At 65.2% G+C, this 26166-nt stretch carries 28 protein-coding genes and 1 tRNA gene; 11 read left to right on the plus strand and 18 right to left on the minus strand.

Annotated elements, in window-relative coordinates:
- Nucleotides 1–148: 148 nt before the first annotated feature.
- The 6 genes from CAG41_RS23945 to CAG41_RS23970 form a co-directional block, all read right to left on the minus strand.
- Nucleotides 149–745 (minus strand): 50S ribosomal protein L25/general stress protein Ctc, encoded by a 597-nt coding sequence (locus CAG41_RS23945; protein WP_085584705.1) that lies wholly within the window; start codon nucleotides 743–745, stop codon nucleotides 149–151.
- 142 nt (nucleotides 746–887) lie between these two features.
- Nucleotides 888–1829, minus strand: a complete 942-nt coding sequence (locus tag CAG41_RS23950; protein ID WP_003171603.1) for a ribose-phosphate pyrophosphokinase — start codon at nucleotides 1827–1829, stop codon at nucleotides 888–890.
- A gap of 47 nt (nucleotides 1830–1876) precedes the next feature.
- Nucleotides 1877–1951: transfer RNA gene (locus tag CAG41_RS23955), tRNA-Gln, on the minus strand.
- A gap of 36 nt (nucleotides 1952–1987) precedes the next feature.
- Nucleotides 1988–2839 carry a 4-(cytidine 5'-diphospho)-2-C-methyl-D-erythritol kinase gene (ispE, locus tag CAG41_RS23960; RefSeq protein ID WP_085584707.1) on the minus strand — a complete coding sequence of 284 codons (852 nt, stop codon included), beginning with the start codon at nucleotides 2837–2839 and terminating at the stop codon, nucleotides 1988–1990.
- Between the two features lie 2 nt (nucleotides 2840–2841).
- A complete protein-coding gene (gene lolB / locus CAG41_RS23965; RefSeq protein WP_085584709.1) occupies nucleotides 2842–3459 on the minus strand; it encodes a lipoprotein insertase outer membrane protein LolB in 618 nt (205 codons plus the stop codon).
- 3 nt (nucleotides 3460–3462) lie between these two features.
- A complete protein-coding gene (locus CAG41_RS23970; RefSeq protein ID WP_085584711.1) occupies nucleotides 3463–5187 on the minus strand; it encodes a tetratricopeptide repeat protein in 1725 nt (574 codons plus the stop codon).
- Nucleotides 5188–5370: 183 nt separating this feature from the next.
- On the opposite strand from CAG41_RS23970, the gene hemA reads away from it, so the two are divergent.
- From hemA to CAG41_RS24000, 6 genes are all read left to right on the plus strand, one after another.
- Nucleotides 5371–6657, plus strand: coding sequence for a glutamyl-tRNA reductase (gene hemA / locus CAG41_RS23975; RefSeq protein ID WP_085584713.1), 1287 nt, complete (start codon nucleotides 5371–5373; stop codon nucleotides 6655–6657).
- Nucleotides 6654–7736 carry a peptide chain release factor 1 gene (prfA, locus tag CAG41_RS23980; RefSeq protein WP_085641033.1) on the plus strand — a complete coding sequence of 361 codons (1083 nt, stop codon included), beginning with the start codon at nucleotides 6654–6656 and terminating at the stop codon, nucleotides 7734–7736. Before hemA ends, prfA begins: the two co-directional genes overlap by 4 nt.
- Nucleotides 7737–8567: a peptide chain release factor N(5)-glutamine methyltransferase gene (gene prmC / locus CAG41_RS23985; RefSeq protein ID WP_085584717.1), complete on the plus strand. Its 831-nt coding sequence runs from the start codon at nucleotides 7737–7739 to the stop codon at nucleotides 8565–8567. It abuts the gene before it with no gap.
- Nucleotides 8561–9316: a molybdopterin-synthase adenylyltransferase MoeB gene (locus tag CAG41_RS23990; RefSeq protein ID WP_085584719.1), complete on the plus strand. Its 756-nt coding sequence runs from the start codon at nucleotides 8561–8563 to the stop codon at nucleotides 9314–9316. Before prmC ends, CAG41_RS23990 begins: the two co-directional genes overlap by 7 nt.
- On the plus strand, nucleotides 9309–10100 hold the full coding sequence (gene murI, locus CAG41_RS23995) for a glutamate racemase (RefSeq protein ID WP_085584721.1): 792 nt from the start codon (nucleotides 9309–9311) through the stop codon (nucleotides 10098–10100). The genes CAG41_RS23990 and murI overlap by 8 nt, the downstream gene beginning before the upstream one ends.
- 109 nt (nucleotides 10101–10209) lie before the next feature.
- Nucleotides 10210–10728 carry an acyloxyacyl hydrolase gene (locus CAG41_RS24000; RefSeq protein WP_085584723.1) on the plus strand — a complete coding sequence of 173 codons (519 nt, stop codon included), beginning with the start codon at nucleotides 10210–10212 and terminating at the stop codon, nucleotides 10726–10728.
- A gap of 21 nt (nucleotides 10729–10749) precedes the next feature.
- Here the strand turns inward: CAG41_RS24000 and CAG41_RS24005 are convergent, their stop codons facing one another.
- From CAG41_RS24005 to CAG41_RS24050, 10 genes are all read right to left on the minus strand, one after another.
- The gene (locus CAG41_RS24005; RefSeq protein WP_085584725.1) at nucleotides 10750–11253 is read right to left on the minus strand and encodes a DUF2878 domain-containing protein; all 504 of its coding nucleotides are present in this window, start codon (nucleotides 11251–11253) and stop codon (nucleotides 10750–10752) included.
- Nucleotides 11246–12517: a cyclopropane-fatty-acyl-phospholipid synthase family protein gene (locus CAG41_RS24010; protein ID WP_085629370.1), complete on the minus strand. Its 1272-nt coding sequence runs from the start codon at nucleotides 12515–12517 to the stop codon at nucleotides 11246–11248. Before CAG41_RS24010 ends, CAG41_RS24005 begins: the two co-directional genes overlap by 8 nt.
- Entirely contained in the window at nucleotides 12504–13316 is an 813-nt protein-coding gene (locus CAG41_RS24015; RefSeq protein ID WP_085584729.1) for a DUF1365 domain-containing protein, read from the minus strand. The genes CAG41_RS24010 and CAG41_RS24015 overlap by 14 nt, the downstream gene beginning before the upstream one ends.
- The gene (locus CAG41_RS24020) at nucleotides 13313–14560 is read right to left on the minus strand and encodes an NAD(P)/FAD-dependent oxidoreductase (RefSeq protein ID WP_085629372.1); all 1248 of its coding nucleotides are present in this window, start codon (nucleotides 14558–14560) and stop codon (nucleotides 13313–13315) included. The genes CAG41_RS24015 and CAG41_RS24020 overlap by 4 nt, the downstream gene beginning before the upstream one ends.
- Entirely contained in the window at nucleotides 14557–15342 is a 786-nt protein-coding gene (locus CAG41_RS24025; RefSeq protein ID WP_085584733.1) for an SDR family oxidoreductase, read from the minus strand. The genes CAG41_RS24020 and CAG41_RS24025 overlap by 4 nt, the downstream gene beginning before the upstream one ends.
- Nucleotides 15339–15761 carry a nuclear transport factor 2 family protein gene (locus CAG41_RS24030; protein WP_085584735.1) on the minus strand — a complete coding sequence of 141 codons (423 nt, stop codon included), beginning with the start codon at nucleotides 15759–15761 and terminating at the stop codon, nucleotides 15339–15341. Before CAG41_RS24030 ends, CAG41_RS24025 begins: the two co-directional genes overlap by 4 nt.
- The gene (gene phrB, locus CAG41_RS24035) at nucleotides 15754–17199 is read right to left on the minus strand and encodes a deoxyribodipyrimidine photo-lyase (RefSeq protein WP_085707560.1); all 1446 of its coding nucleotides are present in this window, start codon (nucleotides 17197–17199) and stop codon (nucleotides 15754–15756) included. Before phrB ends, CAG41_RS24030 begins: the two co-directional genes overlap by 8 nt.
- 20 nt (nucleotides 17200–17219) lie before the next feature.
- Entirely contained in the window at nucleotides 17220–18161 is a 942-nt protein-coding gene (locus CAG41_RS24040) for a MerR family transcriptional regulator (protein ID WP_085584737.1), read from the minus strand.
- Nucleotides 18161–19120 carry a DUF523 and DUF1722 domain-containing protein gene (locus tag CAG41_RS24045; RefSeq protein WP_085707546.1) on the minus strand — a complete coding sequence of 320 codons (960 nt, stop codon included), beginning with the start codon at nucleotides 19118–19120 and terminating at the stop codon, nucleotides 18161–18163. The genes CAG41_RS24040 and CAG41_RS24045 overlap by 1 nt, the downstream gene beginning before the upstream one ends.
- A 162-nt stretch (nucleotides 19121–19282) precedes the next feature.
- A complete protein-coding gene (locus CAG41_RS24050) occupies nucleotides 19283–20269 on the minus strand; it encodes an NAD(P)/FAD-dependent oxidoreductase (protein ID WP_085584741.1) in 987 nt (328 codons plus the stop codon).
- 197 nt (nucleotides 20270–20466) lie between these two features.
- Between CAG41_RS24050 and CAG41_RS24055 the strand changes: the two genes are divergently transcribed.
- A complete protein-coding gene (locus CAG41_RS24055) occupies nucleotides 20467–21369 on the plus strand; it encodes a TIGR01777 family oxidoreductase (RefSeq protein ID WP_085584743.1) in 903 nt (300 codons plus the stop codon).
- Between the two features lie 13 nt (nucleotides 21370–21382).
- On the plus strand, nucleotides 21383–22405 hold the full coding sequence (gene hemH / locus CAG41_RS24060) for a ferrochelatase (RefSeq protein WP_085584745.1): 1023 nt from the start codon (nucleotides 21383–21385) through the stop codon (nucleotides 22403–22405).
- 95 nt (nucleotides 22406–22500) lie between these two features.
- Here the strand turns inward: hemH and CAG41_RS24065 are convergent, their stop codons facing one another.
- Nucleotides 22501–23775 carry a uracil-xanthine permease family protein gene (locus CAG41_RS24065; RefSeq protein ID WP_085584747.1) on the minus strand — a complete coding sequence of 425 codons (1275 nt, stop codon included), beginning with the start codon at nucleotides 23773–23775 and terminating at the stop codon, nucleotides 22501–22503.
- 2 nt (nucleotides 23776–23777) lie between these two features.
- Entirely contained in the window at nucleotides 23778–24416 is a 639-nt protein-coding gene (gene upp, locus CAG41_RS24070) for a uracil phosphoribosyltransferase (protein ID WP_085584749.1), read from the minus strand.
- A 176-nt stretch (nucleotides 24417–24592) separates the two neighbouring features.
- Here upp and CAG41_RS24075 point away from each other — a divergent pair, with 176 nt between their 5' ends.
- The 3 genes from CAG41_RS24075 (at nucleotide 24593) to CAG41_RS24085 (ending at nucleotide 26131) form a co-directional block, all read left to right on the plus strand.
- Nucleotides 24593–25150 carry a hypoxanthine-guanine phosphoribosyltransferase gene (locus CAG41_RS24075; RefSeq protein ID WP_085629378.1) on the plus strand — a complete coding sequence of 186 codons (558 nt, stop codon included), beginning with the start codon at nucleotides 24593–24595 and terminating at the stop codon, nucleotides 25148–25150.
- A 150-nt stretch (nucleotides 25151–25300) separates the two neighbouring features.
- Nucleotides 25301–25780, plus strand: a complete 480-nt coding sequence (locus CAG41_RS24080) for a hypothetical protein (protein WP_085707547.1) — start codon at nucleotides 25301–25303, stop codon at nucleotides 25778–25780.
- Nucleotides 25781–25843: 63 nt separating this feature from the next.
- The gene (locus CAG41_RS24085; protein WP_085707548.1) at nucleotides 25844–26131 is read left to right on the plus strand and encodes a PA4642 family protein; all 288 of its coding nucleotides are present in this window, start codon (nucleotides 25844–25846) and stop codon (nucleotides 26129–26131) included.
- The last annotated feature ends 35 nt before the right edge of the window (nucleotides 26132–26166 follow it).

The raw sequence follows: 26166 nt of genomic DNA on the forward strand, positions 1-26166 counted from the left end.
TGGTGGATGTCATCGCCGCAGCTCGTGCATGCGGCGAAAACGGACGAAAGATGCGCATTTACCTGGGATGTAAACTCCGCGTTCTCGCCCGCTTTCTCGCTACGCTTAAGTCCGCGATGTTCCGCCCGCTCCGGCAAGCAGAGTGAAATTACTCTGCTGCGCCTTCTGCAGCTTCTGGAGCAACACGTGGAGCGTGAACGTTGGCGACAGCCAGGTCGTTGCCATGAGCCAGTGCCACGAACTCAACGCCTTTGATGGCCTTGATGTCGGACAGGTGGATGATGGTGCCGACTTCGGCCTTGGCCAGGTCAACTTCGATGAACTCAGGCAGGTCTTTGGCTTCGCACGAAACTTCGATTTCAGCCACGACGTGGGAGATCTCGCCGCCTTTCTTGACTGCGGCTTCTTCGTTGATGAAGTGAACCGGTACTTTGGCGGTCAGTTTCTGGCCGGCAACAACGCGCACGAAGTCAGCGTGCATGATGAACTGCTTGGCTGGGTGACGCTGCAGGGCCTTGACGATGACGTTCTGCTTGGTGCCGTCGACGTTCAGCTCGATCACGTGGCTGAAGGCAGCTTCGTTTTCGAACAGCTTGGTGATTTCCTTGGCCAGGATGGTCAGGGACTGAGCGTCCTTGTTGCCACCGTAGACAACGGCCGGGATGTTGGCGGCGTGACGCAGGCGGCGGCTCGCACCTTTCCCCAGGTCAGTACGCGCTTGTGCGTTCAGGGTGAAATCAGTCATTTCATATCTCCAAAATAGCCATCACCGAGTGGCGTTTGCGACCAGCGCCAAACACGGTATGGGCAAAAAAGCCCCGCCCCGGACAGGAATGCCGGGGCGGGGCGCTTTTCGTCAACAGGACATTTCGAGAAGGGCAGGGCCCTTAACGGAACATCGCGCTGATCGATTCTTCATTGCTGATGCGGCGAACCGCTTCGGCAACCACCGGTGCGATATCCAGTTGACGGATACGCGCACAGGCTTGTGCTGCAGCGGACAGCGGGATGGTGTTGGTCACCACCAGCTCGTCCAGCACGGAATTCTCGATGTTCTCGATGGCCCGGCCCGACAGCACAGGGTGTGTGCAGTAGGCGAAGACCTTGGCTGCGCCGTGCTCTTTCAGGGCCTTGGCCGCATGGCACAGGGTGCCGGCGGTATCGACCATGTCATCGACCAGGATGCAGGTGCGACCTTCGACATCGCCGATGATGTGCATCACTTCGGAGTGATTGGCTTTTTCACGGCGTTTGTCGATGATCCCGAGATCCACGCCCAGGGATTTGGCAACGGCCCGTGCACGCACGACGCCGCCAATGTCCGGGGACACGATCATCAGGTTCTCGAAGCGCTGGTCTTCGATGTCATCCACCAGAACCGGGGAGCCGTAGATGTTATCTACCGGAATATCGAAGAAACCCTGAATCTGGTCAGCGTGCAGGTCAACCGTGAGCACACGGTCGATGCCGACGACGGTGAGCATGTCAGCGACGACTTTCGCGCTGATGGCCACACGTGCGGAACGCGGACGGCGATCCTGACGGGCATAACCAAAGTAAGGGATAACAGCAGTGATACGAGTAGCCGAGGAGCGGCGGAAGGCATCAGCCATCACTACCAGTTCCATCAGGTTATCGTTGGTCGGAGCGCAAGTCGGCTGAATAATGAAGACGTCTTTACCGCGAACGTTTTCATTGATCTCGGCAGTGATTTCGCCGTCGGAAAACTTACCGACAGAAATGTCACCGAGAGGGATATGCAGCTGACGTACGACACGCCGAGCCAGATCGGGGTTAGCGTTCCCCGTAAAGACCATCATCTTGGACACGCGCAGTACCTGAAGGCTGAGGGTATACCTGGATGAGTATAGGAAAATGGCAGGGGCGGCTGGATTCGAACCAACGCATGGCAGGATCAAAACCTGCTGCCTTACCGCTTGGCGACGCCCCTGTATCTGTTGCTGCAAGTGCCGTGCACTTGGTTCCGTTAGAGCAGGCTCTGTAGCTTGCGATGCAACATCGAAACGTTGCTGCCTTTGGCTACAAACCCTGTAAGGGTCTCTGTCAGAAGGGCCGAGACTTTATCAGCTTCAGCTTTGCTTGGGAAGCCCCCAAACACACAACTTCCAGTTCCGGTGAGTTTTGCTTCGGTGAAATTACCTAGCAAATTCAATGCGTTACGTACTTCTGGATAACGCCTTGCAACCACCGGCAAGCAGTCATTTCGACTGTTTCCCTCGGGAACGGGGCGCACTTTAATGGGCGGTGTGTTACGTGTCAACAACGGATCGGAAAAAATTTCTGCCGTACTTACAGAGACTTGCGGAACCAGCACGACGTACCAGGGTTCTGCGGGTTCGACCGGGGTCAGTTTTTCGCCCACGCCTTCGGCGAAGGCGGCATGGCCGCGCACGAACACCGGGACGTCGGCGCCCAGCGACAGGCCGAGGCCGGCCAGGCGGTCTTCGTCCCAGCCCAACTGCCAGAGATGGTTGAGGCCCAGCAGGGTGGTGGCCGCGTTCGAGCTGCCGCCGCCGATGCCGCCGCCCATCGGCAGGATCTTGTCGATCCAGATGTCGATGCCCAGCGTGCAGCCGGACTGCTCCTGGAGTTTCTTCGCCGCGCGCACGATCAGGTTGCTGTCGTGGGGCACGCCGTCGAATTCGGTGTGCAGGCGGATCACGCCGTCGTCGCGCACGGCGAAGGTGATCTCGTCGCCGTAGTCGAGGAACTGAAAGATTGTCTGCAGTTCGTGGTAGCCGTCGTCGCGGCGGCCGAGAATGTGCAGCATCAGATTGAGCTTGGCCGGGGACGGCAGGGTCAGGCGGGGTGCGCTCATGTTCACAGCCCCAGCTTGCGCGGTTGCCAGGTCTTGATGACCAGGGTCACGTCCAGGTCGGTGCCGTGCAGCTTGATCCGCTCCGGCAGCCAGAAACCGTTCTGTTCGGCATAGCTCAGGTACTCGACCTGCCAGCCGTCCTGATCCAGGCTGGCCAGGCGGCTGTCGGCGTCGAGGGTCAGGCGGCTCTTGCTGTCCGGCGCCGGCAGGCCGCGCACCCACCAAGCCAGGTTCGACACCGGCAGTTTCCAGCCCAGTTGCTCTTCGAGCAGGGCTTCCGGCGACTGTGCGTCGTAGCGGCCCTGGTTGGCGACCTCCAGCGAAACCTTGCCCGGCCGCCCGGTCAGGCGCGCCGCGCCGCGGCCCAGCGGGCCGGACAGGCGGATGTCATAGTAGTCCTGGCGCTGCAGCCAGAACAGCGTGCCGCTGCCGGAGTCCTTCGGCGCGCGGATGCCGATCTTGCCGTCGATCTGCCAGCCGTCGAGCCCGGTCAGTTGCTGCTTGTGCTCGCGCCATTGGGCCGGGTTGCCGTGGCCTTCGACCGATTCACGGGCGCCGAAGCCTGCGCAACCGGCGAGCAGGGCGATGAAGCTGAAAACGATGAGGTGGCGCAAAAACATGGGTTATAGGGTCTCGGATCCGGTCAGGCGCTTGATGGTGCTGCGCAGGATGGTGCTGTCGGGCTGATCCTTGAGGAACTTGCCCCAGATCTGCTTGGCTTCGCGCTGGTTGCCCTTGGTCCACAGCACCTCGCCCAGGTGCGCGGCCACTTCGTGGTCGGGGAAACGCTCCAGCGCCTGGCGCAGGTAGCGCTCGGCTTCGTCGAGGTTGCCCAGGCGGAAGTTGACCCAGCCGAGGCTGTCGAGCACCGCCGGGTCTTCCGGGTTGAGCTGGTGCGCCTGTTCGATCAGGGTCTTGGCTTCGGCGTAGCGGGTGGTGCGGTCGGACAGGGTGTAGCCCAGGGCGTTGAGCGCCATGGCGTTGTCCGGGTCGCGCTTGATGATCAGGCGCAGGTCCTTTTCCATCTGCGCCAGGTCATTGCGCTTTTCCGCCTGCATGGCGCGGGTGTAAAGCAGATTGAGGTCGTCCGGATACTGCTGCAGGGCTTGCTGCAGGGTTTTCCAGGCCTTGTCGCCCTGGTTGTTGGCGGACAGGGTCTCGGCCTCGATCAGGTACAGCTGGATCGCGTAGTCCGGCTGTTCGTCGCGCTGGACGGCCAGTTTGCTCAGGGCTTCGGCGGTCTTGCCGTTGTTCATCAGGATGTCGGCCTGGCGCAGCTGCGCCGGCAGGTAGTCGTTGCCCGGGCCGACCTGGGCGTACTCGATCAGGGCGCCTTGCGGGTCGTTGCGTTCCTCGGCGATGCGGCCCAGGTTCAGGTGCGCCGAATCGACATGGCTTTCCCGGGCGATCAGGTCTTCCAGGTAGCCCTTGGCCTCTTCCCAGGCCTTGGCCTCCAGGCACACCAGCGCCAGTGAATAGCGCAGTTCGTCGTCTTCGGGGTATTGCTGCACGAGGGAGGAGAACTCGGCCTTGGCGTCGTCCATCCGGTCCTGCTCGACCAGCATCCGCGCGTAGGTCAGGCGCAGGCGCTTGTCGTCCGGGTATTTGCGAATGCTCTTCTGCAGCAGCGGCAGGGCCTCGTCGCCGCGGTTCATGCCTTGCAGCAGACGCGCGCGCAGCAGGATCGGGGCGATTTCGCCGTCCTCCGGCGGATTGTCCTCCAGCAGGGTCAGCGCGCCTTTGTTGTCGCCGTCCTGCTGCAGCAGCAAGGCCTTGCCGAAGATCAGCTGGTTGTTGTGCGGGTGACGCTGCAGCAGCCGGTCGAAGCTTTTCATCAGGCCGTTGCGGGTTTCCTGGTCGGTGTCGGCGGCCGACAGCGCCAGGAAGTCGAAATGGGTGTCGCCCTTGCCCTGCAGGACTTTCTCCATGTAGACCATCGAGTCGTCATAGCGCCCGGCCCGCGCCAGCTGCACGGCGGCGGCACGCTGCGCCTCAAGGTCGTCCGGGGCGTTCTTCGCCCAGATCAGGGCGGTGTCGAGGGCCGGCTGGTCCGCGCCCAGGTACTCGGCGATGCGGAACGCCCGCTCGGAGACGCCCGGATCCTGGGTGTTGATGGCCTGGGTCACGTAGTTGTCCAGGGCGATGTCGAACCGGTTGCGCTGGCCGGCGAGTTCGGCGCTCAACAGGCTGAAGACGGTTTCCTCGCTGAACGAGCTGTAGACCTTGGCCTTTTCGGGCGCCGGGGCCGTGTCTTCGACCGGCGGGGTGCCGTCCGTCGAAACGGGGGCCAGGGACTGGCAGCCGCTGAGGAAGGCAATAGCGAGGAACAACGCGGAAGATCTATTCATATGGGGGAAGTGGCGACTAACCTGCGGTCGGATCATCATGACACAAGCCTTCGGCCAAACATAACCGAGTCTCGATTGTGGCCATTATAGGGGCCGGCAATGGAGACAATAGTCGGCGGTAGTTGTTCTGGATCTTTCGAAGTAGGACAATTGCCGGCTTCACGTCACCATCAGCGACCTTGAATGGCCTTCCTCGCACTCGGTATCAACCACAAGACTGCTTCAGTAGACGTCCGCGAGCGCGTGGCCTTTACCCCTGAGCAGCTGGTCGAGGCCCTGCAGCAGCTCTGCCGGCTCACCGACAGCCGCGAAGCGGCGATCCTCTCCACCTGCAACCGCAGCGAACTCTATATAGAACAGGATCACCTGTCGGCGGAGATCGTGCTGCGCTGGTTGGCCGAATACCACCAATTGAGCTTCGACGAGCTGCGCGCCAGCGCCTACGTGCATGAAGACGATGCGGCCGTTCGTCACATGATGCGCGTCGCCTCCGGGCTCGACTCGCTGGTGCTGGGCGAGCCGCAGATCCTGGGCCAGATGAAGTCGGCCTACGCCGTGGCCCGCGAGGCCGGCACCATCGGCCCGTTGCTGGGGCGCCTGTTCCAGGCGACGTTCAATGCCGCCAAGCAGGTGCGCACCGACACCGCCATCGGTGAGAACCCGGTCTCCGTGGCCTTTGCCGCCGTCAGCCTGGCCAAGCAGATCTTCAGCGACCTGCAGCGCAGCCAGGCCTTGCTGATCGGCGCCGGCGAGACCATCACCCTGGTCGCCCGCCACCTGCACGAGCTGGGGGTCAAGCGCATCGTCGTGGCCAACCGCACCCTGGAGCGCGCCAGCCTGCTGGCCGAGCAGTTCGGCGCCCACGCGGTGCTGCTGTCGGACATCCCGGCGGAGCTGGTGCGCAGCGACATCGTCATCAGTTCCACCGCCAGCCAGTTGCCGATCCTGGGCAAGGGCGCGGTGGAAAGCGCGCTGAAGCAGCGCAAGCACAAGCCGATCTTCATGGTCGACATCGCCGTGCCCCGGGACATCGAGCCGGAAGTGGGCGAGCTGGACGACGTCTATCTCTACAGCGTCGACGACCTGCACGAAGTGGTCGCCGAGAACCTCAAGAGCCGCCAGGGCGCTGCCCAGGCCGCCGAGGAGATGGTCTCGGTCGGCGCCGACGATTTCATGGCGCGCCTGCGCGAACTGGCGGCGGTCGACGTGCTCAAGGCCTATCGTCAACAGAGCGAGCGCCTGCGCGACGAAGAGCTGCAGAAGGCCTTGCGCTCGCTGGCCAACGGCGGCAATGCCGAAGACGTGCTGGGCCAGCTGGCCCGGGGCCTGACCAACAAACTCCTGCACGCGCCGAGCGTGCAGTTGAAAAAGCTTTCTGCCGAAGGCCGCGTCGATGCGCTGGCCATGGCCCAGGAACTCTTTGCCCTTGAGGGCTCACCGGATAGCTTTTCGGATAAAAAACCGCAATGAAAGCGTCACTGCTCAATAAGTTGGAGACTCTCCAGGAACGTTTCGAGGAACTGACGGCGCTGCTGGGCGACGCCGAAGTCATTTCCGATCAGGCCAAGTTCCGCACCTATTCGAAGGAATACGCGGAAGTCGAGCCGGTCGTCGAGGCCTACAAGAAGCTGCTCAGCGTGCAAGGCGACCTCGAAGGCGCCCAGGCGCTGCTCAAGGACAGCGACCCGGACCTGCGCGAAATGGCCGTGGAAGAAGTCCGCGAAGCCAAGGAGCGACTGGTGGTTCTTGAGGCCGACCTGCAGCGCATGCTGCTGCCCAAGGATCCGAACGACGGACGCAACGTGTTCCTGGAGATCCGTGCCGGCACCGGCGGCGACGAAGCGGCGATCTTCTCCGGCGACCTGTTCCGCATGTACTCGCGCTATGCCGAGAAGCGCGGCTGGCGCGTGGAGATCCTCTCGGAGAACGAGGGCGAGCACGGCGGCTACAAAGAAGTCATTGCCCGGGTCGAAGGCGACAACGTCTACGGCAAGCTGAAGTTCGAGTCCGGCGCCCACCGCGTGCAGCGCGTGCCGGCCACCGAATCCCAGGGCCGCATCCACACCTCGGCCTGCACCGTGGCGGTGCTGCCGGAGCCGGACGAGCAGGAAGCGATCGAGATCAACCCGGCGGATCTGCGCGTGGACACCTACCGTTCCTCCGGGGCCGGCGGTCAGCACGTGAACAAGACCGACTCGGCGATCCGCATCACCCACTTGCCGACCGGCATTGTGGTCGAATGCCAGGAAGAACGCTCCCAGCACAAGAACCGCGCGCGGGCGATGGCCTGGCTGTCGGCCAAGCTCAACGACCAGCAGACCGCCGCCGCCGCCAGCGCCATCGCCAGCGAGCGCAAGCTGCTGGTGGGCTCCGGCGACCGTTCCGAGCGCATCCGCACCTACAACTTCGCCCAGGGCCGGGTCACCGACCACCGCGTCAACCTGACCCTGTATTCCCTCGACGAGATCCTCGCCGGCGGCGTCGAAGCGGTGATCGAACCGCTGTTGGCCGAATACCAGGCTGACCAGCTCGCAGCGATAGGTGAATAAATGACCATCATCGCCAGCCTGCTGCGCGCCGCCGAACTGCCCGACTCGCCCACCGCCCGCCTGGACGCCGAGCTGCTGCTGGCCGCCGCCCTGGGCAAGCCGCGCAGTTTCCTGCACACCTGGCCCGAGCGCATCGTGCCGAGCGAGGTGGTGCTGGTGTTCACCGAATACCTGCAACGCCGCCGCAGCGGCGAGCCGGTGGCCTACATCCTCGGTCAGCAAGGGTTCTGGAAACTCGACCTGGAAGTGGCGCCGCACACCCTGATCCCGCGCCCGGACACCGAGCTGCTGGTGGAGGCCGCCCTCGAATTGCTGCCGGCGACCCCGGCCAGCGTCCTCGACCTCGGCACCGGCACCGGCGCCATCGCCCTGGCCCTGGCCAGCGAGCGCCCGGCCTGGCAGGTCACCGCCGTGGACCGCGTGCCGGAGGCCGTGGCCCTGGCCGAGCGCAACCGCCAGCGCCTGAACCTGAGCAACGCCAAGGTGCTGAGCAGCCATTGGTTCAGTTCGCTGCAAGGCCAGCGCTTCGGGCTGATCATCAGCAACCCGCCGTACATCCGCGCCGCCGACCCGCACCTGGCCGAAGGCGATGTGCGCTTCGAGCCGGCCAGCGCGCTGGTGGCCGGCGCCGACGGGCTCGACGACCTGCGCCTGATCGTCGCCCAGGCGCCGCAGCATCTGGAGGCCGGTGGCTGGCTGATGCTCGAGCACGGCTATGATCAGGCCGAGGCCGTGCGCGACCTGCTGCTGACCCGCGGTTTCGAAGACGTCCACAGCCGCACCGACCTGGGCGGCCACCAACGGATCAGCCTGGGGCGCCTGCCGTGCTGAATGATCAGGAATTGTTGCGCTACAGCCGGCAGATCCTGCTGCAGCACGTCGACATCGACGGCCAGCTGCGGCTCAAGGACAGCCGGGCATTGATCGTCGGCCTCGGCGGGCTCGGCGCGCCGGTGGCCCTGTATCTGGCGGCGGCGGGTGTCGGCGAGCTGCACCTGGCGGACTTCGACACGGTCGACCTGACCAACCTGCAACGCCAGATCATCCACGACACCGACAGCGTCGGCATGACCAAGGTCGACTCGGCGCTCAAGCGGCTGGGGGCGATCAACCCCGAGATCCGCCTCGTGCCGCACCGCCAGGCCCTGGACGAGGATTCCCTCGCCGCAGCGGTGGCGGCGGTGGATCTGGTGCTCGACTGCTCCGACAACTTCTCCACCCGAGAGGCGGTCAACGCCGCTTGCGTGGCGGCCCGCAAGCCGCTGGTCAGCGGCGCGGCGATCCGCCTCGAAGGGCAGCTGTCGGTGTTCGACCCGCGCCGGGCCGAAAGCCCCTGCTACCACTGCCTCTACGGGCACGGCAGCGAAGCCGAACTGACCTGCAGCGAGGCCGGCGTGGTCGGGCCGCTGGTGGGCCTGGTCGGCAGCCTTCAGGCGCTGGAGGCCATGAAGCTGCTGGCGGGGTTCGGCGAACCGCTGGTGGGGCGGCTGCTGTTGATCGATGCGCTGGGTTCGCGGTTCCGTGAGCTGCGGGTCAAGCGCGATCCGGGCTGCAGCGTGTGCGGTGCGCCGCATGCGTGAGGCCCCGGTCGCGGTGTTCGACTCCGGCGTCGGCGGCTTGTCGGTGCTGGCGGAGATCCAGCGTCTGCTGCCCGGCGAATCGATCCTGTACTTCGCCGATTGCGGCCACATTCCCTACGGCGAGAAAACCCCGGAATTCATCCGTCAGCGTTGCGCCCTGATGGCCGCCTTCTTCCGCGAGCAGGGCGCCAAGGCGTTGGTGCTCGCCTGCAACACCGCCACCGTGGCCGCCGTGGCCGACCTGCGCCGGGACTTCCCCGACTGGCCGATCGTCGGCATGGAGCCCGCCGTCAAGCCGGCCGCCGCCGCCACCCGCAGCGGCGTGGTCGGTGTGCTGGCCACCACCGGCACCCTGGCCAGCGCCAAGTTCGCCGCACTGCTCGACCGCTTCGCCACGGACGTGAAGGTCATCACCCAGCCCTGCCCGGGCCTTGTGGAGCTGATCGAAGGCGGCGACCTGCACAGCGACGCGCTGCGCCGGATGCTGCACGGCTACGTCGAGCCACTGCTGGCCGCCGGCTGCGATACGATCATCCTCGGCTGCACCCATTATCCGTTCCTCAAGCCGATGCTCGCGACCTTGCTCCCCGCGGACATCAGCCTCATCGACACCGGCGCCGCCGTGGCCCGGCAACTCCAGCGGCTGTTGGCCGAACGCGGCGCGCTCGCCGAGGGGCCGAGCCGGCCGGCGCGGTTCTGGACCAGCGGCGATCCGCAGGCCTTCAGAACAGTCCTGCCATTGCTGGGGCAAACGTCTGACGATGTGCAAAGCTTGGGTTTGTAAGAAATTTGTGTAATAACCGAAAAATAAGCTGAACTTCAGTTTAAGCGCGGACTTCTATAGCGTTGAGTCACATAACAACCATACGACCGTTCGGAAAAGGATGTTTCAAGTGAAGCGACTATTCTGCTTGGCCGCGATTGCGGCTGCACTGATGGGGCACAGTTTTACCGCACAAGCCGCCGGCGTCGAGTTCGGGGTCGGGGCGACCAGCGATTCGACCATGACCTATCGCCTGGGCATGAACTTCGACTGGGACAAGAGTTGGCTGCAGAGCGATGTCGGTCGCCTGACCGGCTACTGGAGCGGCGCCTACACCTATTGGGAAGGCGACAAGACCTCCAGCAACAACAGCCTGTCGTTCTCGCCGGTGTTCGTCTATGAGTTCGCCGGCCAGTCGGTCAAGCCGTATGTCGAGGCGGGGATCGGCGTCGCGGTGTTCTCCAACACCAAGTACGAGGACAACAACATCGGCGGCGCCTTCCAGTTCGAGGATCGCTTCGGTTTCGGCCTGCGCTTCAACGGCGGGCATGAGGTCGGGATCCGCGCGACGCACTACTCCAACGCCGGCCTTGCCAGCAGCAACGACGGGGTAGAGAGCTACTCGCTGCATTACACGATGCCGCTGTAGGTTCCCGAGCACAGCAGCCGATCAGGGGGCGCCGGCGCCGTCAAGGCGCCGGGCCATTCCGTGCAGCAGCGGGAACAGCAGCGCCCACAGCAGGCCGATGCCGATCAGGGTCGGCCATTGCCCATAGGCGAACCCTACGCCGGACAGTTGCCCGCCGGCGCCATACGACAACGCACCGCCCGCCGCGCCGAGCAGGCTCGCCCGCCACCACGGCCGGGCGCTCCATCGCAGGCAATGGCGCAGCGTGGTGCCCAGCAGCGCCCACAGCAGCATCAGCCACAGCGGGATCAGCGGCGACGGATCCGGGAACTCGAACACCCCCGATCCCCGCAGCACGCTGTCCACGGCGGTGCCGACGATCACCACGCAGAGGATCAGCCGGCCTTCCGCCGCCCAGCTGCTGATCCAGCGCAGGTGGATCACCAGCACCGCCAGCGCCAGCAGCAGCCACAGGCTGTTGCCCCCGAGCACGCAGGCCAGCCAGCCGATCTGGAACAGGACGGCGTTGGCCAGGCGTTCAGGCATCGAAGCGTCCCAACAGCGGCGCCGGCATGGCCGCCGGTTTGGCCAGCAGCAACTGGGCGGTGCCGATGGTGCGCTCCAGGAAGCCGCCCTCGCAGTAGCACAGGTAGAACTCCCACATCCGCAGAAAGCCGTCGTCGTAGCCCAGTTCGGCCAGAGGCCCCCGGGCGCGGCGGAAGTTCTCGTGCCACAGGCGCAGCGTGCGGGCGTAGTGCAGGCCGAAGTCTTCCATGTGCAGCAGGTTCATGTCGGTGTCGCGGCTGACGATCTCGAGCATCTTCTGCACGCAGGGCAGGGCGCCGCCGGGAAAGATGTAGCGCTGGATGAAATCCACCCCGCGCCTGGCCTGCTCGTAGCGCTGTTCGCGGATGGTGATCGCCTGCAGCAGCATCAGGCCGTTGCTTTTGAGCAGGTGCGCGCACTGCTTGAAGTAAGTCGGCAGAAACCGGTGGCCGACCGCCTCGATCATCTCGATCGACACCAGCTTGTCGTACTGCCCTGTGAGGTCGCGGTAGTCCTTGAGCAGCAAGGTCACCCGATCCTGCAGGCCAAGGCGTTCGATGCGCGCGGCGGTGAACGCGTACTGCGCCTTGGACAGCGTCGTGGTGGTCACCCGGCAGCCGTAGCGCTGCGCGGCATACAGCGCCATGCTGCCCCAGCCGGTGCCGATCTCCAGCAGATGGTCGCCGGGCGTGAGCGCGAGCTTCTGGCAGATCCGCTCCAGCTTGTTCAGTTGCGCCTGCTCCAGGCTGTCGTCGGGGTGCAGGAACTGCGCCGCCGAATACATCATGGTCGGATCAAGGAATTGCTCGAACAGGTCGTTGCCCAGGTCGTAGTGGGCGGCGATGTTCCTTTGCGATCCCTTGTGCGTGTTGCGGTTGAGCCAGTGCAGGGTGCGGATGAACGGGCGTCCGAGCAGCGCCATTCCGCGCTCCATGCCGTCGAGCACGTCGAGGTTGCTGACGAACACCCTCACCACGGCCGTCAGGTCGGGCGAGCTCCAGTAACCTTGAATGTAGGCCTCGCCGGAACCGATCGAGCCGTTGGCCGCGACCATGCCCCAGACCGCTGCATCGTGCACGTGGATCTCGCCGGTCGGCCCGCTGCCGGCGACGCCGAAGGTCTGGTGACGACCGTCCTCGACCAGCACCAGTTGCCCGTGCCTGATCCGCGCCAGCTGGCGCAGCACGCCTCGGCGCAGCAGGGAACCGCTCAGCCCATGGACGCAGAGCAGGCCGGCCCTGGCCGAAACGCTAGGGGACTTCATGGCGGTGTTCCTCGGCAGGGAGGGTGGCCGTGCGCATATGACCGTCGGCGGCGTGATGGGTGAACAGCGGCGCACGCTTGAGCAGCAGGCGCAGGGCCTGCCAGTAGATCGTCACGGCGGTCTTGCCGGTCATCCACGGGAACCGCCGCAGGTGGCGGTGCAGGCTGTGGCGGTCGAGCGTTTCGCGGTGCAGGTCGAGGGTGGCGTCGAACAGCTTGCGGCCGTCCTGCCAGTCGGCCATGTGCACACCGAGGGCCTCGCCGACGGGGCTGAAGCTCATGCGGTACTCAAGGTCCGGCGGCAGGAACGGCGACACATGGAACGCCTTGGCCACCGTGAAATGCCGGTGACTGTCCGGCGGGTCGTCCGACCGGGCCGGCAGCACGTAGTGGTAGCGCTCGCGCCACGGCGTATTGCTGACCTCACAGAGAATCGCCGCCAACCGGCCGCAGGGTTCGTGGCAATAGAAGAAACTCACCGGGTTGAACGCCAGGCCGAAGCTTCGGGGCTGGGTCAGCAAGTGGATCGCGCCTTGAGGCTCATGGCCGATGGCGAGGCCGACCTGGCGGCGCACGGCGTCGCTCAGGCGTTCGCCGGGCTGGGAAAACGCCTTGAGGTAATCGCGCTCGCGGAACGAGAACGGGGCGAAACGGCTGCGCCCCGCCAGCGGCGAGAGCCCGAGCACGGTCTCTTGCTCGGTCAGATCCAAGTACAGCAAGCCGATCCGGTAGCGGAACGCATGGCGGCAGGGGGCGAACCGCCGGTGCGTGATCCAGCCGCTGTACAGGGCGCTGTTCACAGCCGTTCCCCGAACGCGGCCGCCACCCGCAAGGCACTGGCCACGCCGTCTTCATGAAAGCCGTTGGCCCAGTAGGCGCCGCAGTAGTGGGTGTGTTGCCGGCCATCGAGTTCGGTCCAGCGTGCCTGGGCCGCCACCGCCGCCAGGCTGAACTGCGGATGCGCATAGAGGTAGCGGCCGAGGATGCTGGCGGGCGTGATGCCGGCACTCTGGTTGAGGCTGACGCAAAACGTGGTGTCGCTCTGGATGCCCTGCAGGATGTTCATGTCGTAGGTGACCGCCGGCAAGGCATCGCCGGCGCCGCCCAGGCGCACGTTCCAGCTGGCCCGGGCCCGTTTGCGGGTGGGCAGCAGTCGGATGTCGGTGTGCAGCACCACTTCGTTGTCGGCGTAGGGCAGGGCGCCGAGCACTGCCTGTTCGGCGGAACTGGGGCGGTCGAGCAGGCTCAGCGCCTGGTCGCTGTGGCAGGCCAGCACCACTTTGTCGAAGCGTTCGCGGCCGGCGGGGCTGTGGATATCGACGCCGCGCCCGTCGCGGACCACCCGCTCGACCGGGCAGCCCAGGCGGATCCTGTCCCGGAATGCAGCGCTCAGCGGTGCAAGGTAGGCGCTTGAGCCGCCTTCGATCACCTGCCATTGCGGGCGGTCGCTGACGGACAACAAGCCGTGGTTCTCGAAGAACCGCACGAAGAACCGCAACGGAAACCTGAGCATCCCGGCCATGGGCATCGACCAGATCGCCGCCCCCATCGGCACGATGTAATGCAGGATGAAGCGTTCGCCGTAGCCGCCGGCCTTCAGGTAGTCGTCCAGGGTGGTGTCGGCGGCGATCCGTCGTTCGGCCAGGTCGCGCCGGGCGCTCCGGTTGAAGCGCAGGATGTCGCGCAGCATGCCCCAGAACCCCGGCGACAATAGGTTGCGGCGCTGGGCGAACAGGCTGTCGAGGTTGTTGCCGTTGTATTCGAGGCCGGTGTCCGGGTCGGTCACCGAAAAGCTCATTTCGGTGGGCCGGAAGCGCACCCCCAGTTGCCCGAGGATGTGCATGAAGTTCGGGTACGTCCTGTCGTTGAACACGATGAAGCCGGTGTCCACCGCGTACTCGCGCCCTCCGACCGTCACCTGGGCCGTGTGCGTGTGGCCGCCGATGCGGTCGGCGGCCTCGAACAGGGTGACGTCGTGCCGTCGCGCAAGCAGGTAAGCGCAGGTCAGGCCCGCGATGCCGCTGCCGACGACGGCGATGTTCACGTGGCGTCCTTGAGCGGCGGCGTGCTGCGCACCATGCGCTTGCCGATCGCCAGTTGCGCCCGCGCCGGCAGCTTCGACAGCGGCCACAGCGCCGCCATGAACAGCGCCGGGAACGCGATCTCCAGCGGGCGGTTCCGCAGGCTGGCGAAGATGTGCCGGGCGGCCTTGTCCGCCGGCCAGCTCAACGGCATCGGAAAGTCGTTTTGTGCAGTCAGGGGCGTATCGACGAAGCCCGGGCTGACGACAGTGACTTCGATGCCTTCGTCCGCCAGGTCGATGCGCAGCGATTCGAACAGGTAGCGCAGGCCGGCCTTCGAGGCGCCATAGGCCTCCGCCCTGGGCAGCGGCAGGTAGGTGACCGAGCTGGCCATGCCGACCAGGTGCGGCGCCCTGCCCTTGCGCAGCAGGGGCAGGGCGGCTTCGATGCAGTAACTGGTGGCGAGCAGGTTGGTGCGCACCACGTGTTCGACGATCGAGGCGTCGAACTGATGGGCATCGACGTATTCGCAGGTGCCGGCGTTGAGGATCACCGTGTCCAGCGAGCCCCATTCTCCGGCGATCCGCTCGCCGATTTCCCGCACGGTCTGGCTGTTCGTCAGATCGCCCGGCACCACCAGCACCTGGCCCGGATAGCGTTGCGCCAACACCTTGAGCGGTGCGGTCTGGCGGGCGCTGACCGCCACATGCGCCCCGGTCTTAAGAATCTCCTCGGCCAATGCCGCACCGATGCCGCTGCTGGCACCGGTCAGCCAATACCGCCGCTGAAGCGTGCGACGATTCATCCCATTCTCCTTTTCAGCCAGGCGATCGCCCGGCCCAATACGGGTAGATGTTCATAAAGTAGCGCCCCGGCATCGAAATAGTCGCGGTGGCGGTAAACCTTGTCGCGCCAGAGCAAGTGCGAGCAGCCGCCGACCCGGATCGGCCGCCCGCGGGCCAGGCGCGGATGGCGGTAGGTCATGACCCAGCGCAGATAGCCCTCGCAGTCGCCGATCTGGTCGAAGCCGTGAAAGTCGAAGCGCAGTTCGCTGACATTGGCATACATTTCGCCGAACAATTCACGCAATTGCGCCAGTCCCTGCACTTCGTGCAGCGGATCGGTGAAATGGATGTCGTCACTGTACAGCTCGCCGAGGCGGTGCAGGTTGTCCTTGTCCAGTTCGGCGAACCGATGGGCGAAGCGGCGCAGGAACTCACTCATGGCCCTCTCCTGTAGACGAACGGGACGGCAGGTTCTTGAAGGCCGCCAACGCCCGTTCCCGTGAGGTGCCCAGGTTGACGATCGGCGCCGGGTAGTCCGCCACGCCGAACAGGCCGCCGAGGGCCGCCGGGTTGTGCACGTCCTTTTTGTTCAGCCCGGCCAATTGCGGCAGCCAGTGTTTGATGAACACGCCTTCGCCGTCGAATTTCTCCGACTGGCTCAGCGGATTGAAAATGCGGAAGTAGGGCGCCGCATCGGTGCCGGTCGAGGCGCTCCACTGCCAGCCGCCGTTGTTCGCCGCCAGGTCGCCGTCGATGAGGTGGCGCATGAAAAAGCGCTCGCCCTCGCGCCAGTCGATCAGCAGGTTCTTGGTCAGGAACATCGCCACCACCATGCGCAGGCGGTTGTGCATCCAGCCGGTCTCCAGCAATTGGCGCATGGCCGCGTCGATGATCGGCAGGCCCGTGCGCGCCTCTTGCCAGGCCGCCAGGTCCTCTGGCGCATCGCGCCACGGCAGGGCTTCGGTTTCCGGGCGGAAGGCGCGATGGCGGGAGACCCGTGGGTAGCCCACCAGGATGTGCTTGTAGAACTCGCGCCAAAGCAGCTCGTTGATCCAGGTGACGGCGCCGGCCTTGCCGCTTTCGAACTCGCCCTGGTTGCTTTGCAGCGCGGCGTGCAGGCATTGGCGCGGCGACAGGACGCCGGCGGCGAGGTAAGCGGACAGCTGGCTGGTGCCCGGCTTGGCGGGGAAGTCGCGTTCGCTCTGGTAATAGTCGATCTGCGCGTCGGCAAAGGTGTCGAGGCGCCGCTGGGCTTCGGCCTCGCCGGCCGGCCAGAGGGCGCGCAGGGATGGGCTGGGGGGCGCAAACCCTGCGACGGCTTCGGGCACCGGATCGCTTTCGATCTCCAGCGGCGCCTGCTTGCCCGGCGCTCTCACCAACGACGGCATCGAACGGTGCAAGCGCTCGTGGCAGACCTTGCGGAACTGGCTGAACACCTGAAAGTAGCCGCCGGTTTTGGTCAGCACGCTGCCGGGCTTGAACAGCAGTTGGTCGAGATGGCTGGTGAACGTAATGCCTTCGTCGTGCAGGGCACGGGCGACGGCGGCGTCCCGGCGGCTTTCGTGGAGGCCGTACTCTTCGTTCACGTGCACGGCCTCGATCCGCAACTGCCGGCACAGGTCGAGCAGCACCTCGGGCACCTGATCCCAGCGAGGTGCGGTGCGGATCAGCAGGGGAATGTTCAGCTCGCCCAGGGCCGCGCTCAATTCATGCAGGTTGCGCAGCCAGAAATCGACCTTGCAGGCGGCATCGTCATGGATCTGCCATTGCTCGGGGCTCAACAGGTACACGGCCACGGTCGGGCCCCGGCCGGCGGCTGCGGCGAGGGCGGTGTTGTCGTGTCGGCGCAGGTCGCTGCGCAGCCAGATCAATTGCATGGTGCCTTGTTCCAACCTCATCAGATCAATCCGCACTGAAGGAGCCCCTGGTGGGCCGACAAGGGATCTTCGGCCAGGGACAACTCAGTGTGTTCGCAAGCTTGGCCGGACAGCTCGGCGTGGTGGATGCGCACCGTCGCTCCGGCGATCATTGTCGGGCAGCCGACGCCGCTCAACAGTTTCGGCAACTGGGCCAGGTTCAGGGCCTTGCTGGAATACAGCAGGACGCCCCGCGCATGCAGCTGTTCGGCCGCCATCGCCAGCTCTGCCGGCGGCAACGGCCAGTCGAACACCTGAACCGGGCAGTCGCTGCCGCTGATCAGCCAGGCGCAGAGCCACAGGCGCGGCTCCAGCGCCAGGTCCGACTGATTGACCAGCAGCAGCGGCGCCGTGCGCAACTGGCGATTGTTATGGTAGATGCGCGCGCCGAATTTGCTGCGCAGCCAGGAATAAAAGAACACCCGCTCCATCTCGCTGCCGAACTGGCCCTGCCAGCGTTGTTCGAGCGCCGCCAGCAGCGGCATCAGCAGTTGGTCGCACAGGGTGCGCGGCGGGTACAGGGCCATGGCCTGGTTGAAACCGTCATCGAGGCTGCGTTCGTTCAATTGCGTGACGGCGGTCAACAGGTTCTGCAACTGCGGCTGCCAATCGCTGGTCGCCGTTTCGTTGAACGCCTGCGGGGTGTCGAGCAGCGGTTTGACCTGGCTGACCGCGACCCCGCGGTCGAGCCAGGTGAGGATCGCCCGGATGCGCTGCACGTGCTCGGCCGAGTACAGACGGTGCCCCTTGGGAGTGCGCTGGGGCACCACCAGGCCGTAGCGGCGCTCCCAGGCGCGCAGGGTGACGGCGTTGACCCCGGTCTGGCGCGCCACCTCGCGGATCGGCAGCCAGCCGTCGTCCAGGGCTTTCTTGAAATCCGCGCCCAGGTCTTCCCGGGCGCTGGTGTCGGGTGTGGCGTTCATCAAATGGCGTTTCGCAGGCTCAGGTCTTCGGGGTGCGGCTGCAGGTACACCTGCTGCGCGATGTAGGGATCCGGATGGCGCCGGAAGTGGTGCTTGAGCAGCGTCAGCGGCACCACCAGCGGCACGATGCCGTGGCGGTACTGGCCGATGACCTGCTGCATTTCCTGTTTGTCCGCCGCGCTGATCGCCTGCTTCAGGTAGCCGCTGATGTGCTGCAGCACATTGCTGTGGGTGCCGCGCGTGGCGCATTTCTTCAGGGCGGCCATCAGTTCGCTGAAATAGTGCGGGGCGACCGTGGCCGGATCGCTGTGGCCCATGCTGCCCAGCAGATGGCCGAGCGCCTTGTAGTGGACAGGGCTGTGGGCCATCAGCAGGTATTTGTAGCGCGAGTGGAATTCGGTGAGGGCCCGGCGGCTCAGGCCTTGTGCGGTCACGGTCTGCCAGTCGCGGTAGGCGAACACCCGGGTGATGAAGTTTTCCCGCAGCACCGGGTCGTTCAGGCGTCCGGCTTCCTCCACCGGCAAGTCCGGGCGCCCGGCGCAGAAGGCCTGGGCGTAGATCCCGCGTCCGCCGCCGACCGGCGCGCCGTTGGCGTGGTAGACCTTGACCCGCTCCAGCCCGCAGGACGGCGACTGCTGCATGAAGATGTAGCCGCAGATGTCATCCAGCCCGTCGGCCATGGCCCGTCCGTAATCGGCCAGGTCCCGGGTGACGTCGAGCCGGCGGTCGACGGTGCCGAGGGCTTGCGGGTGATCCGGATCGCCCACCAGGCGGATCGGCTGCCTGGGCGTGCCCAGGCCGATCGCCACTTCCGGGCACAGCGGCACGAACTCGAAGTAATCGCTGAGGGTGTCGGTGCACAGCCGCGAGGCCTTGTGCCCACCGTTGTAGCGCACTTCGGCGCCCATCAGGCAGGCGCTGACGGCGATTTTCGGGGGGGAGGGGCAATGGTCGGGCATGGCGACACCTTGAATCGAAGTCCTGTACAGATTTCAAATTCTGTACAACATTGCCTTCAGCATAGATTCAAAGGTGTACAAGTCAAACAGTTTGTATAGATTTTTGGGCGAGAAGGGCAGCCCGACGGGAGCGAGCCTGCCCGCGGTTGCGGGCAGATCGGCTTACTGCAAATGCGCGTGCAGCCTGCGTGCCGCTTCCTGGCCGCTGAGCCAGGCGCCTTCGACGCGTCCGGACAGGCACCAGTCGCCGCAGGCGTACAGGCCCAGGTCGGCATCGGCCAGGGTGCCCCATTCATGGCTGCTCGCCGGGCGGGCATACAGCCAGCGGTGGGCGAGGCTGAAGGCCGGGGCGGGCATGGCGCTGTGCAGCAGTTCGGCGAACGCGCCGTGCAGGTGTTCGATCACCGCTTCCTTCGGCAGGTCGATGTGCTGGCGGCTCCAGGCGCTGCTGGCGTGCAGCACCCAGGTGTCGAGGGTGGTGTCGCGTCCCGGCTTGCTGCGGTTGCGCGCCAGCCAGTCGAGGGCGCTGTCCTGGACGAAGCAGCCTTCGATGGGGGTGTCCAGCGGTGTCTCGAAGGCCAGGGCCACGGCCCAGGTCGGTTCCATCTTCACCCCGGCGGCGGCCCCGGCGAGTTTCGGCGCGGCGGCCAGCAGCGCCGTGGCCTGCGGGGCTGGCGTGGCGATCACCACATGGCTGAACGGCCCGTGGGTGAAGCCTTCGGCATCCTGCAGGTGCCAGTGTTCTTCGCCGCGGTAGACCTCGGTGATGCGGCAGGCGAAATGCACCTCCAGGCCTTCGAGCAGGCCGCGGGTGATGGCGCTCATGCGCGGCGTGCCGACCCAGCGGGTCTGCTCGTCCGGCGACAGGTTCAGTTGCCCGCCGTGGAAGGTGTAGAGCTGCGGCGCCCATTCGGCGACCCAGCCGTTGCTCTGCCAGCGCTGCACTTCGGTGACGAAGCGCCGGTCGCGGGCGGTGAAGTATTGGGCCCCCATGTCCAGCGCGCCGGCATCGCTGCGCTTGCTCGACATGCGCCCGCCGCTGCCGCGGCTCTTGTCGAACAGCTGAACGCTGTGCCCGGCGTCGGTCAGGGCCTGGGCGGCGGAGAGTCCGGCGATGCCGGTGCCGATGATTGCGATAGGTACAGTCATAGGGGCCTCGTTTACCTTTCTGTACAGACTACGCCGTGATTGAAAGCTGTACAATTTTGTTTTCTGGTATAACTTCCAGCGATTTCGTTCTGACAGCTTGGCCTATTGTTAAACAATAGAGCCCGCCCGATAGAAAAGATCCCTGCCTATAAAAATAGACTAGTGATCCGGGATAAACGCCACGCGAGGAAGATGTCATGCACATATTGCTGACCGGCGGTACTGGTTTGATCGGGCGGCAGCTCTGTCGGCACTGGCTGCAGCAGGGACATCGGTTGACCGTATGGAGCCGCCGCCCGGAACAGGTCGCCAAGCTCTGCGGTGCACAGGTGCGCGGCATTGCGCGGTTGCAGGACCTGGATGACGGCCCGCTGGACGCCATCGTCAACCTCGCTGGCGCGCCCATTGCCGACCGGCCCTGGACGCACCGGCGCAAGGCCTTGCTGTGGAGCAGCCGCATCACGCTGACCGAATCCTTGCTGGCTTGGCTTGAGACCCGTGCGCAGAAACCGTCGCTGCTGATTTCGGGCTCGGCGGTGGGCTGGTACGGCGACGGCGGCGAGCGGGAACTGAACGAAACCGCTTCGCCGGTGATCGATGATTTCGCCAGTCAGTTGTGCGTCGCCTGGGAAGAGACCGCGCAACGGGCCGAGGGCCTGGGCATCCGGGTGGTGCTGGTGCGCACGGGGCTGGTGCTGTCGGCCGAGGGCGGCTTTTTGTCGCGCCTGCTGCTGCCGTTCAGGCTCGGGCTGGGCGGGCCGCTGGGCAACGGCCGGCAGTGGATGCCGTGGATTCATGTCGACGATCAAATCGCCCTGATTGATTTTCTTCTGCACCTCAACGGGGCCAACGGTCCTTATAATGCCTGCGCGCCGAAACCGGTGCGCAACCGCGAGTTCGCCAAGACCTTGGGCCAAGCGCTGCACCGCCCGGCGTTCATGCCGATGCCGGCCCTGGCGCTGAAGGTCGGCCTCGGCGAGCTGTCGCAACTGCTGCTCGGCGGCCAGAAAGCCATGCCGGCACGCTTGCTGGAAGCAGGATTCACTTTCCGGTTCACGGATTTACGCGCGGCCCTGGACGATATCGCCCGCCGCCTCTGAAATAGGATGTTGCATGACCGATCACGCCTTGCTTCTGGTCAACCTGGGTTCGCCGGCCTCCACCTCGGTGGCCGACGTGCGCCGCTACCTCAATCAGTTTCTGATGGATCCCTACGTGATCGACCTGCCTTGGCCGGTGCGGCGTCTGCTGGTGTCGCTGATCCTGGTCAAGCGCCCCGAGCAGTCGGCCCACGCCTATGCCTCGATCTGGTGGGACGAAGGCTCGCCGCTGGTGGTGCTCAGCCGCCGCCTGCAGCAGCAGATGACCCAGCAGTGGACCCATGGTCCGGTGGAGCTGGCGATGCGTTACGGCGAGCCGTCCATCGAGTCGGCGCTGGTCAGGCTGGTGGCCGCGGGGCACAAGCGCATCACATTGGCGCCGCTGTATCCGCAGTTCGCCGACAGCACCACCACCACGGTGATCGAAGAGGCCCGACGCGTGCTGCGCGAGAAGCGCCTCGACGTGCAGTTGTCGGTGCTGCAGCCGTTCTACGATCAGCCGGAATACCTCGACGCGCTGGTGGCCAGCGCCCGGCCGCACCTGCAGCAGGATTACGACCACTTGCTGCTGAGTTTCCATGGCTTGCCGGAACGGCACCTGAAGAAGCTCAACCCGGGCCACCGTTTCGAAGGCGGCGGCGACTGCTGCGCCGGGGCGCCGCCGGAGGTGGTCGCCACCTGTTACCGCGGCCAGTGCCTGCGCACCGCGGCCGAGTTCGCCAAGCGCATGGGCATCCCGGACGGCAAGTGGTCGGTCTCGTTCCAGTCGCGGCTGGGGCGCGCGAAGTGGATCGAACCCTACACCGAAGCGCGGCTGGACGAGCTGGCCAAGAACGGCGTGAAGAAGGTGCTGGTGATGTGCCCGGCGTTCGTGGCCGATTGCATCGAAACGCTGGAGGAGATCGGCGACCGCGGCAAGGAGCAGTTCCTTGAGGCGGGCGGGGAAGAGTTAGTGCTGGTGCCGTGCCTCAATGACGAGGAACAGTGGGCGAAGGCGCTGGCGACCCTCTGCGAACGGGCGCCGCTGGCGCTTTAAACGACATCGCCAGCAGGCTGGCTTCCACAGAGGTTCACTGAACACCTGCTGTGGGAGCCCGCCTGCTGGCGATGGTTTACTTTCAGGCCGAAGCCTTAGAGCAGCGGCTCATCCGCCTTCTTGTGCTTCCAGCTGTCGTTGCCCGGCAGGATCAGGTTCAGCGCAATCGCCACCACCGCGCACAGCGCGATGCCTTTGAGGCCGAAGTCGTCCGGGCCGTTGCCGGTGCCGATCAGTACGCCGCCGATGCCGAACACCAGGGTCACGGACACGATCACCAGGTTGCGCGCCTCGCCCAGGTCGATCTTGTGGCGGATCAGGGTGTTCATCCCCACCGCCGCGATCGAGCCGAACAGCAGGCACAGGATCCCGCCCATCACCGGCACCGGAATGCTCTGCAGCAACGCGCCGAACTTGCCGATGAACGCCAGGCTGATGGCGAAGATCGCCGCCCAGGTCATGATTTTCGGGTTGTAGTTCTTGGTCAGCATCACCGCGCCAGTGACTTCGGCGTAGGTGGTGTTGGGCGGGCCGCCGAACAGGCCGGCCGCCGTGGTGGCGATGCCGTCACCGAACAGGGTGCGGTGCAGGCCCGGCTTCTTCAGGTAGTCGCGGCCGGTCACGCTGCCCACCGCGATCACGCCGCCGATGTGCTCGATGGCCGGGGCCAGGGCCACCGGGACGATGAACAGGATCGCCTGCCAGTTGAACTCCGGTGCGGTGAAGTTCGGCAGGGCGAACCACGGGGCCGCGGCGATCTTCGCGGTGTCGACCACGCCGAACCAGAACGACAGCGCAAAGCCCACCAGCACGCCGGAGATGATCGGCACCAGGCGGAAAATGCCTTTGCCGAACACCGCCACGATCAGCGTGGTCAGCAGTGCCGGCATCGAGATCATCATTGCGGTCTGGTAGTGGATCAGTTCGGAGCCGTCGCCGGCCTTGCCCATCGCCATGTTCGCGGCGATAGGCGCCATGGCCAGGCCGATGGAGATGATCACGGGGCCGATCACCACCGGCGGCAGCAGACGGTCGATGAACCCGGTGCCCTTGATCTTCACGGCCAGGCCGAGGAAGGTGTAGACGAAACCGGCCGCCATCACGCCGCCCATGGTCGCGGCCAGGCCGAACTGGCCCTTGGCGAGAATGATCGGGGTGATGAAGGCGAAGCTCGAGGCCAGGAACACCGGCACCTGACGCCCGGTGACGATTTGGAAGAGGATGGTGCCGAGGCCTGCGGTGAACAGCGCCACGTTCGGGTCAAGCCCGGTGATCAGCGGCATCAGCACCAGGGCGCCGAAGGCCACGAACAGCATCTGCGCGCCGGACAGCACCTGGCGCCAGAGCGGATCGTTGAACTCGTCCTGCATGGTCACGCGTCCTTCTGCTTGGTGCCGAAGATCTTGTCACCGGCATCGCCAAGCCCTGGGATGATGTAACCGTGTTCGTTCAGTTTCTGGTCGATGGAAGCGGTATAGATGGTCACGTCCGGGTGAGCCTGCTCGACTGCGGCGATGCCTTCGGGCGCAGCCACCAGCACCATGGCGCGGATGTCCTTGCAGCCTGCTTTCTTCAGCAGGTCGATGGTGGCGACCATGGAGCTGCCGGTGGCGAGCATCGGGTCGATGATCATCGCCAGGCGCTCGTCGATCTCCGGGACGAGTTTCTCAAGGTAAGTGTGAGCCTGCAGCGTCTCTTCGTTGCGGGCCACGCCCACGGCGCTGACCTTGGCGCCCGGGATCAGGCTCAGTACGCCTTCGAGCATGCCGATGCCGGCGCGCAGGATCGGCACGACGGTGATCTTCTTGCCGGCGATCTTCTCGACCGACACGGTGCCGCACCAGCCTGGGATGTCATAGGTCTCCAGGGGCAGGTCTTTGGTGGCTTCATAGGTCAACAGGGCGCCGACTTCCTGAGCGAGCTCGCGGAAATTCTTGGTGCTGATGTCGGCGCGGCGCATGAGGCCGAGCTTGTGGCGGATCAGCGGATGGCGGATCTCGAGGATGGGCATGGGAAAGGCTCCGGCGGCGGGCAAAAAAACCGGCCTAGATTAATCTATCCGAGAGTGATGTCCTATAGGACATACAGTACGTTAGTCCACAAAAGCTTGATTCGGCCGTTCGGGATGCGTACCTTTGCCCGCTTTTCCAAACTAGCCCCCCCTATAAAGTCCCCCTGGAGAGCGCCATGTCCGCTGATCTCGAGCATATCCGTCAAATCATGCGAGAGGCTGACTGCCTGTACACCGAAGCTGAAGTCGAGGCGGCCATCGCCCGCGTCGGTGCGCAAATCAACGAGCAATTGGCAGACCGCAATCCGGTGGTGTTCTGTGTGATGAACGGCGGCCTGATCTTCTCCGGCAAGCTGCTGACCCACCTGCAGTTCCCGCTGGAGTCGTCCTACCTTCACGCGACCCGCTACCGCAACGAAACCACCGGCGGCGACCTGTTCTGGAAGGCCAAGCCGGAAGTCTCGTTCATCGACCGCGACGTGCTGATCATCGACGACATCCTCGACGAGGGCCACACCCTGGGCGCGATCATCGACTTCTGCAAGCACGCCGGCGCCCGTCAGGTGCACACTGCCGTGCTGATCGACAAGGATCACGACCGCAAGGCGCGGCCTGACCTGAAGGCCGACTTCGTGGGCCTGCCCTGCGTCGACCGCTACATCTTCGGCTACGGCATGGACTACAAGGGCTACTGGCGCAACGCCAACGGGATCTTCGCCGTCAAAGGCATGTAATCCCGCCGCAGCCTTACCCTGTGGGAGCGGGCAAGCCCGTTCCCACATCCCTGTGGGAGCCAGCCTGCTGGCGATGGCGTCAGTGAAGGCACCTGCTGATCCCCCCGCAAGCCCATGCTAGAGTGCTCGGCCCCGCCCCCGGAGCCTGTCATGAGCCTCTTGATCCGCAGCTGCGCCGCCTTGTTCCTGACCCTCAGCCTGCCCCTGGCCGCCGCGCCCCTGCACAGCCAGTTCTTGCCGCCGGACGACCTGACCCTGCGCGACGCCGAACCCGAGCAGCAGCAATTGCTGCAGGTCACCGACTATTCGGTGGTGGTGGGGGCCCAGCGTCAGTCCAACCAGCAGCCGATCCCGGTCACCTCGTCGCTGATGATCCGCCTCAAGGGCAAGTCCTTGAACAAGGGCGCGACGGTCACGCAGGTTCTGGTCAATTTCGACGGCGAAAGCAAAAGCCTGAAGAAACCGGCGTATGACGACAAGGCCAAGATCCTCACGCTGTTCTACCCGCTGGCCCAGTACCGGGTGGTGATCGATCTGCTGCGCAACGACACGGTGTATGTCCAGTTCCTCAGCTACGCCAACGGCCACATCTGGGCCGATTTGCACACCGGGGCCGTGCGCTCGCGTTGAGCGCCGAGCCTGCGCGGGGGTAAACTGCCCGCCCCGTGAAATGTCCGCGAGCTGGAGTCGGCAATGCGTAAAGATAAGAAGCAAGTGATTGGTGACGAGATCGGCGATGAGCAGATCAAACTGTTCCTGGACTTCGAGCCGGCCGATGCCACCTCGCCGTCGCTGCACAAACTGATCAAGGCCTATCGCGGTCTGCGCATCGACGACTTCGAGCGCTTCCTGACGTTTTTCGTGGCCGCCGGCCTGGATCTGGACGGCAAGGACGAGCAGGGCAAGACCTTCGTCGAGCTGGTCCGCGATCAGCGCAACGCGCCGGAGTACATCGAGCTGATCGAGAAGGCCCGCGGCTGACCGCCCTCGCCACAGGCATAAAAAAACGCCCCGCA

This window comes from Pseudomonas sp. B35(2017) (assembly GCF_002113645.1).
Taxonomy (GTDB): domain Bacteria; phylum Pseudomonadota; class Gammaproteobacteria; order Pseudomonadales; family Pseudomonadaceae; genus Aquipseudomonas; species Aquipseudomonas ekonensis.

What these genes read in the sequence shown, in the direction of transcription:
- upp (WP_085584749.1), bottom strand. Translation starts at nt 24,416, where the DNA reads ATGCCCATCCTCGAGATCCGCCATCCGCTGATCCGCCACAAGCTCGGC.
- CAG41_RS24050 (WP_085584741.1), bottom strand. Translation starts at nt 20,269, where the DNA reads ATGACTGTACCTATCGCAATCATCGGCACCGGCATCGCCGGACTCTCC.
- CAG41_RS24030 (WP_085584735.1), bottom strand. Translation starts at nt 15,761, where the DNA reads ATGAGTGAGTTCCTGCGCCGCTTCGCCCATCGGTTCGCCGAACTGGAC.
- CAG41_RS24005 (WP_085584725.1), bottom strand. Translation starts at nt 11,253, where the DNA reads ATGCCTGAACGCCTGGCCAACGCCGTCCTGTTCCAGATCGGCTGGCTG.
- hemH (WP_085584745.1), top strand. Translation starts at nt 21,383, where the DNA reads ATGACCGATCACGCCTTGCTTCTGGTCAACCTGGGTTCGCCGGCCTCC.
- prfA (WP_085641033.1), top strand. Translation starts at nt 6,654, where the DNA reads ATGAAAGCGTCACTGCTCAATAAGTTGGAGACTCTCCAGGAACGTTTC.
- hemA (WP_085584713.1), top strand. Translation starts at nt 5,371, where the DNA reads ATGGCCTTCCTCGCACTCGGTATCAACCACAAGACTGCTTCAGTAGAC.
- CAG41_RS24065 (WP_085584747.1), bottom strand. Translation starts at nt 23,775, where the DNA reads ATGCAGGACGAGTTCAACGATCCGCTCTGGCGCCAGGTGCTGTCCGGC.
- lolB (WP_085584709.1), bottom strand. Translation starts at nt 3,459, where the DNA reads ATGTTTTTGCGCCACCTCATCGTTTTCAGCTTCATCGCCCTGCTCGCC.
- CAG41_RS23945 (WP_085584705.1), bottom strand. Translation starts at nt 745, where the DNA reads ATGACTGATTTCACCCTGAACGCACAAGCGCGTACTGACCTGGGGAAA.
- murI (WP_085584721.1), top strand. Translation starts at nt 9,309, where the DNA reads ATGCGTGAGGCCCCGGTCGCGGTGTTCGACTCCGGCGTCGGCGGCTTG.
- CAG41_RS24025 (WP_085584733.1), bottom strand. Translation starts at nt 15,342, where the DNA reads ATGAATCGTCGCACGCTTCAGCGGCGGTATTGGCTGACCGGTGCCAGC.
- CAG41_RS24040 (WP_085584737.1), bottom strand. Translation starts at nt 18,161, where the DNA reads ATGAACGCCACACCCGACACCAGCGCCCGGGAAGACCTGGGCGCGGAT.
- prmC (WP_085584717.1), top strand. Translation starts at nt 7,737, where the DNA reads ATGACCATCATCGCCAGCCTGCTGCGCGCCGCCGAACTGCCCGACTCG.
- CAG41_RS24080 (WP_085707547.1), top strand. Translation starts at nt 25,301, where the DNA reads ATGAGCCTCTTGATCCGCAGCTGCGCCGCCTTGTTCCTGACCCTCAGC.
- CAG41_RS24010 (WP_085629370.1), bottom strand. Translation starts at nt 12,517, where the DNA reads ATGAAGTCCCCTAGCGTTTCGGCCAGGGCCGGCCTGCTCTGCGTCCAT.
- CAG41_RS23970 (WP_085584711.1), bottom strand. Translation starts at nt 5,187, where the DNA reads ATGAATAGATCTTCCGCGTTGTTCCTCGCTATTGCCTTCCTCAGCGGC.
- phrB (WP_085707560.1), bottom strand. Translation starts at nt 17,199, where the DNA reads ATGCAATTGATCTGGCTGCGCAGCGACCTGCGCCGACACGACAACACC.
- CAG41_RS24055 (WP_085584743.1), top strand. Translation starts at nt 20,467, where the DNA reads ATGCACATATTGCTGACCGGCGGTACTGGTTTGATCGGGCGGCAGCTC.
- CAG41_RS24045 (WP_085707546.1), bottom strand. Translation starts at nt 19,120, where the DNA reads ATGCCCGACCATTGCCCCTCCCCCCCGAAAATCGCCGTCAGCGCCTGC.
- CAG41_RS24085 (WP_085707548.1), top strand. Translation starts at nt 25,844, where the DNA reads ATGCGTAAAGATAAGAAGCAAGTGATTGGTGACGAGATCGGCGATGAG.
- ispE (WP_085584707.1), bottom strand. Translation starts at nt 2,839, where the DNA reads ATGAGCGCACCCCGCCTGACCCTGCCGTCCCCGGCCAAGCTCAATCTG.
- CAG41_RS24075 (WP_085629378.1), top strand. Translation starts at nt 24,593, where the DNA reads ATGTCCGCTGATCTCGAGCATATCCGTCAAATCATGCGAGAGGCTGAC.